The organism is Wolbachia endosymbiont of Spodoptera picta (assembly GCF_018141665.1).
In the GTDB taxonomy this organism is placed as follows: Bacteria; Pseudomonadota; Alphaproteobacteria; order Rickettsiales; family Anaplasmataceae; genus Wolbachia.
The window spans coordinates 681,447-694,364 of record NZ_CP067976.1 but is presented as its reverse complement, the minus strand read 5'-3'; the positions used below and the strand labels follow the sequence as shown (position 1 = coordinate 694,364).

The 12,918-nt window shown below is 33.9% G+C and carries 11 protein-coding genes; 2 read left to right on the top strand and 9 right to left on the bottom strand.

Annotated features, from left to right (window positions below):
- Window positions 1-13 precede the first annotated feature (13 nt).
- The 7 genes from JKF54_RS03005 to JKF54_RS02975 form a co-directional block, all read right to left on the bottom strand.
- Window positions 14-1,210 carry an MFS transporter gene (locus JKF54_RS03005; RefSeq protein WP_211907503.1) on the bottom strand — a complete coding sequence of 399 codons (1,197 nt, stop codon included), beginning with the start codon at window positions 1,208-1,210 and terminating at the stop codon, window positions 14-16.
- 305 nt (window positions 1,211-1,515) lie between these two features.
- Complete coding sequence (gene uvrB, locus JKF54_RS03000) at window positions 1,516-3,450, bottom strand: excinuclease ABC subunit UvrB (protein ID WP_211907502.1); 1,935 nt, start codon at window positions 3,448-3,450, stop codon at window positions 1,516-1,518.
- 86 nt (window positions 3,451-3,536) lie between these two features.
- Entirely contained in the window at window positions 3,537-4,298 is a 762-nt protein-coding gene (locus JKF54_RS02995; RefSeq protein WP_211907501.1) for a cytochrome c1, read from the bottom strand.
- On the bottom strand, window positions 4,298-5,524 hold the full coding sequence (locus JKF54_RS02990; protein ID WP_211907500.1) for a cytochrome b: 1,227 nt from the start codon (window positions 5,522-5,524) through the stop codon (window positions 4,298-4,300). The genes JKF54_RS02995 and JKF54_RS02990 overlap by 1 nt, the downstream gene beginning before the upstream one ends.
- 130 nt (window positions 5,525-5,654) lie before the next feature.
- Entirely contained in the window at window positions 5,655-6,827 is a 1,173-nt protein-coding gene (locus JKF54_RS02985; protein ID WP_211907499.1) for an ankyrin repeat domain-containing protein, read from the bottom strand.
- 275 nt (window positions 6,828-7,102) lie between these two features.
- A complete protein-coding gene (locus tag JKF54_RS02980; RefSeq protein ID WP_211907498.1) occupies window positions 7,103-8,182 on the bottom strand; it encodes an ankyrin repeat domain-containing protein in 1,080 nt (359 codons plus the stop codon).
- A gap of 90 nt (window positions 8,183-8,272) precedes the next feature.
- Window positions 8,273-8,524 (bottom strand): J domain-containing protein, encoded by a 252-nt coding sequence (locus JKF54_RS02975; protein WP_245609393.1) that lies wholly within the window; start codon window positions 8,522-8,524, stop codon window positions 8,273-8,275.
- A 169-nt stretch (window positions 8,525-8,693) separates the two neighbouring features.
- On the opposite strand from JKF54_RS02975, the gene JKF54_RS02970 reads away from it, so the two are divergent.
- Complete coding sequence (locus JKF54_RS02970) at window positions 8,694-9,266, top strand: NifU family protein (RefSeq protein WP_211907497.1); 573 nt, start codon at window positions 8,694-8,696, stop codon at window positions 9,264-9,266.
- On the top strand, window positions 9,263-10,486 hold the full coding sequence (hisS, locus tag JKF54_RS02965; protein ID WP_211907496.1) for a histidine--tRNA ligase: 1,224 nt from the start codon (window positions 9,263-9,265) through the stop codon (window positions 10,484-10,486). Before JKF54_RS02970 ends, hisS begins: the two co-directional genes overlap by 4 nt.
- Here hisS and surE read toward each other — a convergent pair.
- Together surE and JKF54_RS02955 are read right to left on the bottom strand one after the other, a co-directional pair.
- Entirely contained in the window at window positions 10,483-11,253 is a 771-nt protein-coding gene (gene surE / locus JKF54_RS02960) for a 5'/3'-nucleotidase SurE (protein WP_211907495.1), read from the bottom strand. The two genes, hisS and surE, sit on opposite strands and share 4 nt — an antisense overlap.
- Before the next feature lie 202 nt (window positions 11,254-11,455).
- Window positions 11,456-12,865, bottom strand: coding sequence for a hypothetical protein (locus tag JKF54_RS02955; protein ID WP_211907494.1), 1,410 nt, complete (start codon window positions 12,863-12,865; stop codon window positions 11,456-11,458).
- Window positions 12,866-12,918: the final 53 nt, after the last annotated feature.

Here is a 12,918-nt window from a genome sequence, read left to right as displayed (position 1 = left end):
TATAACAATCGACTCAAGATTCAGCTACTTTATTTTTATAGTATGTTTCTTTTGTAGCATAATTAAAAATACTAGCAAATGTTAACATTGCAAATATTGTGAAAAGCGCCATTTGATGATCTGAAAAAAGTGCTAAAATTGACACTAAAATTCCACTCATAACAAACATAAATCCATTGATAATGGATGATGATGTGCTAATATACTTCTGCTCAACAACCTCACTACCAACAGTAAAATTAAGCATATGTCCTCCTGCAAAAAAACCAAACATTAACATACAAAAGTATATAATATGAACTGTTAAATTGCCGCACAGTAAAATAATAGCTGAAATACTTTGCAATGTGGCAAAAGCAGAGATTACGTGCCTTCTATTTTTAAATAGATTTGAGATTAGATCTGCAATTGGAACACCAACTGCAAGACCAAGCCACAATATTGCAGTTGCCACACCTAACTCCATTGTATTGAGTTCTAAGTTGCTTAGTAACCTTGGTGCCCACAGCATATTAAGCGCTAAAAATGTTCCAAAAGTAATAGCATCCACTATTGAGGTTATCCAGATATCTCTTAATTTTAGCACTGTTAGTACAGAACATATTACTGTTTTTATAGAGCTCTTTATTGTGTATTCCCCCAAATTTTTTTTTGAAAGTCCTTTCGGATAAAAAAACATAAGTACAAATATCGATACGCCAAATAATATTACGCATACAATAAGATTTTTCCAATCTGCACCTTCGGCAAGCAAGCTAGAGAAGCACATTTGAATCATCAAAGCAGAAAGACTTGAAATTGTCTGCACTAGTGAGAACATCAGTCCAAATTGAGTAAGGGGAAAATATGTGCTACTTACATGAGCAGCGCCAATAAAACCAAACGATGCTCCAATTGCGATCAAAAATTGAGATAAAATTAAATGGGCAAAATTGTCACTCTTGATAAGGACAAAAAAACCAAAGAGCATGATTGACAATGAGAAAAAATAAATTTTTTTGCTGGAAAAAACATTAAACATTGCCCCACTAAAAAATTGTGAGATAGCAAAAGTCCAAGTATATGCTGAATTAGCTAGTGCAACTTGCGCGATTGTGAGCTCAAGTTCTTTTTCAAGATTCACGCTTATAAAGGTGTAGATTATCTGCATATTGCTGAATACAACAATCAAGTTACTGATGAGCCAAATGAACCAAGCTTTATTTTCCATAAGATTTTTTATAAATAGTCCATTGATAATAAACCTCTTTTAGGCTCTGATTATTGTTAAAACAATTGCAATTATAGTATGATATAAAAGCTATGAAACAACAAATTTGTTGTGAGATTTAATTTGTTAGAGTTTGTACATAATCTCGAGAAAGAAATAAGTTCAACAATCATTACCTATAAGATAAAAGGTGAAAATTTGAAATTATCATGAACTGGCTCATTTTTCTGCCACTCGAATGATGTTCTTTCAATTGTTGGTAAATCAAAGTCAGTTTAACTATTAATTATTTATCTTTTTTCTAGTTATGCAACGGGCCTATTATTAAATCTTTCAATAATACCTTTTATTTTTGCCGCCTCTTCAAACTCTAAATTTTCAGCATGCTTCAACATTTGCTTTTTCAGACTATTTAGATCATCCTGACTAAAATTCTCAACTACCACTTTTTCCTGTAAAGTATTTGATATAGGCTTTATTATAGTTTTTGGTACAATATTATGCAGTGTATTATGCTCTGTCTGTTTCTTTCTTCTCCTTTCAGTTTCTTTCAGTGCACGATCCATAGAATTAGTAATTTTGTCTGCATATAAAATTACTCTGCCCTCAACATTTCGTGCAGCACGACCTATCGTTTGAATGAGCGAAGTCTCTGATCGTAAAAACCCTTCTTTGTCAGCATCTAAAATTGCAACTAATCCACACTCGGGAATATCAAGACCTTCCCGCAACAAGTTAACGCCAACAAGAACATCTATTTCTTTAGATCTTAATTTGCATATAATTTCAATTCTTTCCAGTGCACCAATATCTGAATGTAGGTAAGTTACTTTCATACTGAGCTCACTCATATGCTCAGCTAGTTTTTCAGCCATTTTTTTTGTCAATGTGGTAATTAGAATACAAAACCCTTTTTTTATCGTCACTTGTGCCTCATGAATCACATCATCAACCTGACTCCCTGTTGGTTTTATGATGCAGATGGGATCTGTCAGTCCTGTTGGGCGGATAACTTGCTCTATAAATGCGTGATTAGTCTTTTCTAATTCATATTTTCCTGGAGTAGCCGAAACGTAAATAGTCTGTGGCCGTATTGCCTCCCACTCTTCCAATTTTAATGGACGGTTATCAAAAGCAGAAGGTAGCCTAAAACCATAATCTATCAATTTCTTTTTACGTGCTTCATTACCGCTATACATTGCACCTATCTGGGGAACGGTTACATGGCTTTCATCAACAAATAAAATTACATCTTTAGGTAAATACTCAAACAATGTAGGCGGTGGATCTCCAGCTTTCATTCCGTAAAGATAACGCGAATAATTTTCAATACCTTTACACACTCCCGTTGCCATCATCATTTCAATATCAAAATTAGTACGCTGCTCAAGGCGTTTTGCTTCAACAATTTTGTTCTGTGAATAGTAATAATCCAGGCGTTCATGTAGTTCTTTTTTAATCAATTGAACTGCTTGCAAAAGAGTCTCACGTGATGTAGTGTAATAGCTATTTGGAAAAATGGTGACTGTATCTATGCGTCTGATAATATTGCCGTTCATGGCATCAATCTCAGAAATTTCCTCTATTTCATCACCAAACAATGATAAACGCCAAGCTTTATTTTCATAATAGGCAGGAAATATATCAATAATATCGCCGCGCACTCTGAAATATCCTCGCTCAAATCTGACATCAGAACGTTTATATTGGAGATTAACTAAATTATTCAGAAAGTCATTAACATGAATCTTATCTCCAGCACTTAAAGTCAAGGTCATGCTGAGATAGCTCTCAGGCGAACCAAGACCGTATATACAAGAAACACTCGCAACTACAATCGTGTCCCTACGCTCCAAAAGAGAGCATATAGCAGAATAGCGTAGCATATCAATTCTTTCATTTATTAAAGAGTCTTTTTCAATATAAGTGTCTGTTTGTGGCGAATAAGCCTCAGGCTGATAATAATCATAATAAGAAATGAAGTATCCAACAGCATTGTGGGGGAAAAATCCTCTCATCTCCTCGTAAAGCTGTGCCGCTAAAGTTTTATTATGCGCCATAATTAACGCAGGCCTGTTTGTTCTTGCAATAACATTTGCCATAGTAAAAGTTTTTCCAGAGCCAGTTACTCCAAGTAAAACCTGATCTCTTTTTTTGTTATTTAGTCCTTCAACTAAACTATCTATTGCTTGTGGTTGATCCCCAGCTGGCTGAAAATTTGTAACTATTTGAAATGCCATAATCCCTATACTTTCATAATATATTTATCATTACATAATACACATGATATTATGAGTAAGGTATAAAAACGAGCGTAAATGAAGTTCTATTTTCCTTTTTTATAGAGTTGGCTCCAAACTCTATTGTTAGTGAGAACAAAAAATACCGTCAAAGTTATAAAATATGTCACTATTTTTAGCCCAAGTTTATGTCGGCGCTCCAGTTCTGGCTCTGCTGCCCATTGTAAGAAATTTACCACATCATATGCCATATTTTCAACTGTGGCTTGCCTTGTACCATCATATTCTACCATTCCTTCAGAGAGTGGTGGTGCCATAGCTAACCTGCCTGTTGAAAAATATGGATTAAAATATAAACCGTTCTCATCATGTTCACCGTTTTGATAACCAATTAGTAGTGAATAGACATAATTTGCACCATCATGTCTTGCTTTGACAATTAATGATAAGTCCGGTGGAATTGCTCCATTGTTGCTTGCTGCAGCTGCTTCTTTTGTATCAAAAGGTGCAATAAAATAATCCGAAGACACTCCCGGTCTATCAAACATTTCACCCAAATCATTCGGACCATCTTTAACTTGGTAAGAGGCTGCAATTTGTTTTACATCCTCTTCAGAAAAACCAACATCTTGCAAATTACGAAACGCTATTCTATTCATTGAATGGCAAGCAGCACAGACTTCCTTGTATACTTTATAGCCACGCTGAATTGACTCTCTATCGAAAGATCCAGTAATTCCATCAAAACTCCAGTCGATTTTCTTATTTGGTAAAGGTTTAAACTCCTCTGCAGACAAAGAATTAGTGAGAAATAATATACAAAATACAGCAACTTTAACCAACAGCATCACTTCATCTCCGGAACGGAATCGCTTATTGTTTTTGGTAATTTTTTTGGTTTCTCATACTTACTAAGTAAAGGTAAAACTATCACAAAATATGAAAAATAATAAAGAGTTGAGAGCCTACTTAAAGTAATATAAGGCTCTTTAACTTCCTGCCCCCCAAGCCAAGCAAGAAATGCAAAATTTATTGCAAAAACCCAAAAAAATTTCTTAAATAATGGGCGATAAGCACCACTTTTAACCTTTGATTTATCAAGCCAAGGCAAAAGAAACCAAACTAAAATAGATCCAAACATGGTAAGTACACCAATAAGCTTATTTGGAATTGAGCGCAACATCGCATAAAAAGGTAGGAAATACCACTCTGGTACTATGTGTACTGGAGTTACCATAGGATCAGCTTCTATATAATTATCAGGATGACCAAGATAATTAGGGGCATAAAAAACAAATCCAAACAAAATTATAAAAAATAAACCAAAAGTTATGCAGTCCTTTGCTATATAATAAGGATAAAAAGGAATAGTGTCCTTACCTGACCTTACTTCTATTCCACTTGGGTTATTAGAGCCAAATCTATGCAGAGCAACAACATGCAACATAGCTAAAGCAATAATAATGAAGGGCAGAAGATAATGAAGGGCAAAAAAACGATTAAGTGTTGGGTTATCAACGGAAAAACCACCCCACAACCATATAACTATTTTATTGCCAATTAAAGGTATGGCTGAAAATAAGTTAGTTATAACTGTTGCACCCCAAAAGCTCATTTGTCCCCATGGAAGAACATACCCCATAAAGGCAGTTGCCATCATTGCAAAAAATATAAATATGCCAATAAACCACACCATTTCTCGCGGTCTCTTATAAGATCCGTAATATAATCCACGCATGATATGAACATAGACCACCATAAAGAAGAGTGACGCCCCAACAGCATGAGTATAACGTATCAGCCATCCATAACTTACGTCACGCATTATACGCTCCACACTATTAAATGCATGATCAACATGCGGAGTGTAGTGCATGGCAAGAAATATACCTGTTATTATCTGCAAAATTAGTGCTATACCAGCCAAAGAACCAAAATTCCAAGCATAATTTAAATTTTTTGGTACTTGATAAGAAGCGGTATGTTTTAGAAAAGAAAATATAGGCAGTCTATACTCTATCCAACCTAATATACCTTTTTCTTCTGTTATTTCTTTCTTGCTATCATCTTCCATAACTTAAAGTCTTTTCATCTTAACTCATTTTATTGTAACAACTTACCTACAACGCACAATAAAAAGTTTAATTTAAATAATAGATTTCACGAAAACAAGCACTAAGACTTGAGTGCTTGTTTTAACTGATTTAGAGGGATTTTTGATGACATACACCTTTAGATATTGTTGAATTGCTTAATAAACTTCGAGGACATTGATCAAGTTTTTCAAACTCACTAATTACCATCTTAATATCCCTTTCTATAGCACTAACCTTTCTTTCTCTAATTTGCTCCAATGTCAAAAGTGAATCATCCAATGGTCTTGAATATTTCCTCCCGATAAACTTTCTGATTACCACGTCAGCTAGCAGAGCTGTTCCATTAAAATCAACTTGCGAAAAATCAATTGGGCTTCCAGTCAAATGTGCAACAGATTGCTGTGCGGGAGGTAAAGCAGGGGCACTCTGAAATAAGCTACTGAGTGCAGCAGTTGTTGAAGTTCCCATCCAACTAAATACACTATTAATAAAAGAAGAAGGCCTTACTGCACTGCTTGGTGCAGGATCTGGATTTACATTGATACTCTCTGCCTCTGCAGCAATTTCTTTTATCGTTTTACCTGGATAAAATAACTTAACATAATCTGATGGTGTCTCGTTCCTTATATTCTTAACATTATCAATATCAGCACCATTATCGTATAATAGCTTAATTATTTTTGGACGTTTTGAACTAATAGCCAAATATATAGGTGTTTGTCCCTGTTCGTTTTGAACATTGACATTAGCACGATATTCAATAAGAAGCTCAACTATTCTTGAGTAGTTTTTTTCAATAGCAGCATGTAGGCATGAATTTTGTGAATAAGCAAGAAGATCAAATTTGCCGTTTGGGCTAGCACCATGTTTAAGTAAGACCTCCACTTTTTCCGGACTATTCTTGTCTATAACCCAACCTACAAGAGTGCATTTTTTATCAGCATATGAAAAATAACCACTAATGCTTGCTCCTTTATCGATTAGAAGCTCTATCATTTCTGTGGTGCCCTTTGTAACAGCATAGTATATAGGAGGCACACGAAAAAAGTCCTCAATATTAACATCTGCGCCATTCTCAATTAAAAACCTCATCATTTCTAAATCTTGTTTACTAACAGCAATCGATAAAGGTGAGTTACCATTTCTATCTTTAGAGTTAATAACATTAGTAGTATGTGTCTTTCCTTCTCTAATATACTTCTCAGCTTTTTGAAAATCATGTTCCTTTACTGCAGAACGTAGCCCGTCTCTCCATTTTTCAACTTCTGTTTTTGTAACCATAACCCCTCCTAAAGAGTAAAACTTTTGATTGTATATCACATAATTTATGCATATACTAGTAAAATTTATATGTAAAGCTAAAGAAATTCCACAACGCAAGAGATTATTTATTTCATTGTGTATACCGTGCTACATTTAGTTTTTGTACAAAACGCTATAAGTTTCCTTAATTTACTTAAATTTCGTAGCAGCTTATTCCCAACATATAAGAGCTTAAACTTAAAGAGGATTATACGAAAATAAGCACTCAAGCTTGAGTGCTTATTTTAACTGATTTAAAGGGACTTTTGATGTATACCTTTAGATATCGTTAAATTGCTTAATGAACTTTCAGGACATTGATAAAGTTTTTTACACTTACTAAGTGCTGTCTCGAGTTTTTTTTCTATAATAGAAAGTCTTGTCAGAGGTGGATTGTCCAGTAGCCTTGAATACTTTTTCCCTGTGAACTTTTTGACCACTACATCAACTAGTAGAGCTGTTGCATTAAAATCAACTTGTGAAGAACCAATTGGGCTACCAGCCAAGTGATCAACAGATTGCTGTGCAGGAAGTAAAGTAGGAGCACTGCTGAATAAGCCATTGAGTGTGGCAGTGGTTACCCAACTAAATATACTATTAATAAAAGAAAAAGGTTTTACTGCACTGCTTGGTGCAGGATCTGGAGTATCAACAGCTTCCAATCCTATCTTAGTATTTGCCCTGGTGGAGGCTGAGAAAGGGTTCGCTGTACTACTTGCTGCATCTGGAGTATCAACAGCTTCTAATTCTAACTTAGTATTTATTCTAGCAGAGAGTAATAGTTCTGTACAATTATTTTTATGAAATTTTGATAAATCTAAGTATATTTTGCTCATGTCACAGCCATCACTGCAAAAACTTTCATAACCTGGTATAACCTCAAATGCCGTTTTGCCATTTGCATTTCTAATATTAACATTAATAATGTTATTATTGAGCAGAAGATTCGCGATATCTAATCGACAATAAAAAAAGGCTAAGTGTAAAGCTGTAAAACCTTGTATTACTTGGGAAGTGGTACTACTAGTACAATGATATATCATTTCTTTTATTTCTGTTTTGCTACTCATGGTAGTAACGTACGAGTAAGGAACAAGACATCCATCACTAACAGCATTAATATTAGCATTATTTTTAAGCAAAAACCGCACTATCTCTAAGCTACCTTTATAAACAGCAAGATGTATAGGTGCCATAACATCTTTTTTACCATTAATAATCTCTTTTTCTTTATTTATATATCTTGCCTTTTTAACATATCTTTTAACTTTCTTAATATTAAGCTCATCTATAGCCGCAAATAAATTCTTTCTCAATCTCTCAAGTTTTTTCATCAAATACCTCCTAAAGAATAATGTTTCCGGCTTTATATCATGCAACTTAATATGTACAAGCAAAATTTACAGAGAAAACAATGGTTAAAATTAGGTCTTCATCAACCTATCACGTGCTGCGTTTAACTTTTGTGCAAAATATTCCGATCCTCCCTTGTCTGGATGGACCAGTTTCATTAAATTTTGGTATGCCTTATTGATTTCATTTTGGCTTGCCTCGGAATTCAGCCCCAGTATTTTTAATGCTTCATCTTTGGACATATTATCACCAGTGTAATTTTTGGTGTAACTTTTACTGCTGTTAAATTCGTTCAAAAACTTACTTAATATAGAGTTCATCATAAAACTTATGTTATTTCTCTTTGCCAAAAAGAGAAAAAATACAACAACGCTAGGTAAAACAAACGTGATTATTGTGAATATCAAAAAAAGGAAGAAGATGAATGACATGTATATTTTTTTATCATTTTATGATTAAATAGTAACAATTATAATTGTCATGGTAAATAACATGTTTATCCAGATTGAAGAAACACCAAACCCAAACACGCTGAAATTTCTTCCTGGTTTTGAAATTCTGAGCGAAGGAGAAACAGCTGATTTTTCAAATGCAGATGAAATAAAGAACTCCAAACTAGCAGTAAATCTTTTTCAAATAGAACATGTTGTAAGAGTATTTTTTGGTCATGATTTTATTTCGGTAACAAAATCAGATAGAATGAATTGGGATATAGTAAAGGTGGAAATTTTAACTACAATTATGGATCACTTTACTTCTGGTGGAAAAGCATTTGATAAAGAAGGAGTAAGTGATAATAAAATGCTAGAGGAAGAATTCTTTAATGAAAATGATATAGAAATTGTAAATAGAATAAAAGAATTGATGGAAAGTTATATTAAACCTGCAGTTGCTCAAGATGGTGGTGATATCAAGTTCCGTGGCTATAAATACGGAATAGTTTACGTTGAACTGCAAGGAGCTTGCTCTGGGTGCCCAAGTGCTGCAATTACCTTAAAACAAGGAGTGCAGAATATGCTAAGCTATCACATACCAGAAGTTTCAGGTATAGAGACTATGCTATGACTAATCAAACAGTTAGAGGAACGAAAGATCTTCTGTTTGATGAATGGTATAAATTTAAATACATAGAGCAAACAGCAAATAGAATCTCAAGTTTATACGGCTTTTTAACTGTTCAAACTCCGATATTTGAATACACAGAAGTCTTTACAAAGACTTTAGGTGATAGCTCAGATATTATCACTAAAGAGATGTATACTTTTATTGATAAAGGGGGAAAGAGCATAACTCTGCGTCCTGAGTTCACTGCAGCTATTGTTAGGTTACTCATTGAAAAAAAACTGCAAACACCAATAAAATTATTCTCAACAGGACCTACATTCCGCTATGAAAGACCACAAAAAGGACGACAAAGACAATTTCATCAGATAAATTTTGAGGTTTTTGGTATAGAAGATCTAAGAGTTGATATTGAATTGATATCACTTGCTCAGCACCTACTAACTGAATTTGGCATCAATAGGAATGTAAAACTAGAAATTAATTCTTTGGGCGATGGTGAAACAATAACTAAATATAGAGAAGCTTTGATATCGTATTTAAAAAAGTTTCAAAATGACCTATCAGAAGATAGTCAAAATAGATTGATTAAAAATCCACTCAGAATATTAGACTCTAAGGATAAGACAGATAAAGAAATAATCTCTGACGCACCAAAAATCAGTGATTATTATACAAAAGAATCTTCATATTTCTTTGACCAGGTGTTAAATGGACTGCAAGCTCTTGGCATACCTTACACTGTAGATAGCAAATTAGTTCGAGGTCTAGACTATTATTGTCACACAGTATTTGAATTTGTCACAGAAGATTTAGGTGCACAAGGGGCAGTTTTTGCCGGTGGAAGATACGATAATCTAGTATCTTCAGTAGGTGGAAAACACACTCCAGCGATAGGATTTGCAGGAGGTATTGAACGCATAATGGAGTTAATCAATTATTCTCCGAAAGAAGAGCGACCTATTTACCTAATTCCAATTGGTAGAGAGGCTGGAGAACATGCTCTAACACTTGCAAATGAATTACGCAGGAATGGTTTATACGTAGCTTATGAACATAGTGGAACTCTAAAAACCCGAATGAAAAAAGCAAATCAAGCAAATGCAAAAGTTGTATTAATCTTTGGTGATGAAGAGCTAAGCAGTAAAACTTTAAAAATTAAAAACATGGACACGGGTGAAGAAAAAATGATTGCTCGCGATAAAATCGTAGAAAATATCTAATCAGAAGCAATAGGAGTGTTAGCTATAGAAGAAAATTCCTCTGCATAAGAATTTTTCATAGCATTTAATATATCATAATCTGTAAAATCTAATTTTATTGGTGTAATAGTAATAAAACCTCCTTTTATTTTATTTATACTACCATTGCCTGAGTGCTCTCGAGACCAATTTAAGCTCAAAGAACCATTCAAGTTTTCAGTAAAAGTTAAATCACCATCAATTTTATATTCACCTTGTTCAGCAAATTCGACCCCTTTCACTTTTTCTGTAGCAGGAAAATTTATACTCATCACTATATCTTTAGGCCAACCAACTTTCATTAGCTTGGCAATAACCTTTGGTGCAAAAATCTTTGTATTGTTCCAGTCTATTTTACCATGATAAACTTGGCTCAGCACAATAGAAGGTATAGATCTTGCAGCACCTTCCATTGCAGCACCAATTGTGCCTGAATAACAAATATCATCTCCGACATTTGATCCAATATTTACTCCAGATAATATTAAGTCTGGTTTCTTATTCATAATTTTATTTAACGCGATAATAACACAATCTGCGGGAGTACCAGACACACTAAACTCCCTTTCACTATGTTGGTTTATTCTAATAGATTGTTTCACTGGGTAATCAAGAGATCTTGCAGATCCACTCCTGTCAGTATCTGGTGCCACTATCCATACTTCCGATGCAAAATTGTGTGCAATTTCTTTAAGTAGTCTTATTCCTTCACTGTCAAAACCATCATCATTTGTTATCAATATTATCATATTTAACACTCACCTATCAAAGTATACTAATGAGGTTTGAAGTTTCTTTTCATAACCATAACAAAGAACCTGCTACAAATCAATAAGGAAAAATTAGAAGGCGGCCAGATTGCCATTACCTAGGTTGCTGTGAGTTAATTGTAAATATCAATTTTAGCTTCACGCCTAACTCACAATCAAAATTTAGACAAGTCTTAGAGCTTTAAGCAGCAGAGAATCTTGTATGCCCTGCAAAAAATGCTTTCATCTTTTCAAGATAAGTAGATGGTTTTTCAGGGATTTCTATATTATCTATTACAGCACTTACTGCTTCCTTGATATCCTCATCTGTAATTAGTTCTTTCAATTTCTGCTTTATAGGACCCCTTCCAACTTCTTGGCCATATCTATTATAGTAATCGACATACAACTTATTAAAGACAAATTGCTTTGCCTCTTCCATCAACTTACCCATACTATCTTTTACTTCAGGATCCATACCATTCTCAAAGTAGAAATTGTTAAAATTATTCTTTAAAATCTTCATCTTTTTGCTTTCATAATGGTTGAGAAACTCTTCCGTAATGCTTGGCATTCTTTCGTATACTTGAGCATTTACCTCAACTGTAAAGTTATTTTTTGCTTCAAGGCAACTAAGCGAATAAATAATACGATTAAACATTCCAAGATGACATGCACCACTTCCTTCTTGTAAACGCATGAGTAACATGCATTTTAGTAAATCTACATCTAACTTTTGATTCTTGGCTGCAGCTAAAACTAAGTTTGCAGTTTGTGTTAGCGTTAATTCAGTTCTTGATTCTCTATAAGTTGCTCCATTGGAACCATTAAAGTTAAGATAAAGTTTTAATTGTTCTTTTTGATTCCCTGTCAACTCATCTGAATTATTTATGTAATCTTCAAACTCTTTATTGAGTACATTTGATTGATTCCCAAATTTCTGCTTTAAATCTTGAGCGCATTGAAGAATGCTATACTCAAAACTACTAGTATGGACGCTCTGACTGCCAGTACCTACATCACTTACATTAAACAAAAAGCTCATTTGCTTTACACTTAAACCCAGAGGCGAGAAGAGCTTTATTAATGGATACTTTATTAACTCAAGAAGTGCTACTGGGATCAATAATATAGTATTAATAAGCACTAAACATATTCTAAGACCCAACGCTCTACTATTTGATAATGTTCTGCTAAGCTCTGATATCTTCGATGAACAATACAAAAATGGTAATTGGATACAATATATTGAGTATATAGAAAAAAATAAAATCTTATCTTTCAACCCTATTGTCGGGTCATTATATACTTCAGAAAAAATGTTATCATCACTATTTTCATTTTTGAAAGATTGATAGCTACTTGTAATCTTTTCTGTAAAAATAGAACAGAGCTTATGCAGTCCGTAGCACAAAACACAAGTGGCAAGTAAAACTGCAAGTGTTCCAAAAGCAGCTAACACCTCACTTGAAGTTTTGGCAAGAAGGAATGCATAAAGCGCATCAATAAAGATCTCAAGTAAGTAGTCAAATAAAAAAATTGCTCCAATAGCAGCACCAACTAATAGAACATACCCACAAACAACCAAAAATGTTTTTAACCTCGGATTCATAAACCACTTCTTAATAACCTATTAATATACTCGTCATTATATGCTTAAATTAA